Below are 604 nucleotides of genomic sequence, written 5' to 3' on the forward strand. Positions count from 1 at the left end.
ATGACCCATATGTGGACGTATATGGACCCCGCCCGATTGCAACAGGTCGGCTAGATCAAGATCGTCGGTCACAACTGCTGACGTATATCCGGCTTCCAGATGCGGCTGGACAACGTCGTCGCCGCGAGCCCCGATGGATTTTCGCGCGCTTCCACCTCATCGGCCCCTAGACATTGGCCGAAGCCAAGCCGGTCCACACACCAGGTTCAGGAAGCGACGGATGACCGTTTCACCATCTCCTACCATTTTGCTGCAATTGCTGGGGTGAGACCTCCTTCTGTTATTCCTTCGTTTGCCGCTTCGCCTCAAGCTGCTTTCACCGATGGTGCGTGCTCGTAGACTGTGCCGCCCGAGAGCATGGCCCACACGATCCTCGCATTCTTGTTGGCGAGCGCGACAGCCGCGACATTGGGATGCCGCCTTTGCCGCAACTTACTAAGCCAAAGGCTTCGAGGATCCTGCTTGCCCGCTGCTTTGCCGAGCGCAGCGCGAGCGCCATGGATCATCAATGTGCGCAGATAGCGATCGCCGCGCTTGCTGATGCCGAACAGGCGGGCTCGCCCTCCACTGGATCGTTGTTTCGGCACGAGACCGAGCCATGCCG

General features: G+C 59.6%; 1 protein-coding gene. It reads right to left on the bottom strand.

The window, feature by feature from the left end; all coding sequences use genetic code 11:
* Nucleotides 1-305: 305 nt before the first annotated feature.
* On the bottom strand, nucleotides 306-604 hold a 299-nt coding region (locus DH08_RS30110), incomplete at its 5' end, for a transposase (protein WP_192182892.1).

The sequence above is a fragment of the Mesorhizobium amorphae genome (assembly GCF_014843845.1).
Lineage (GTDB): Bacteria > Pseudomonadota > Alphaproteobacteria > Rhizobiales > Rhizobiaceae > Mesorhizobium > Mesorhizobium amorphae_A.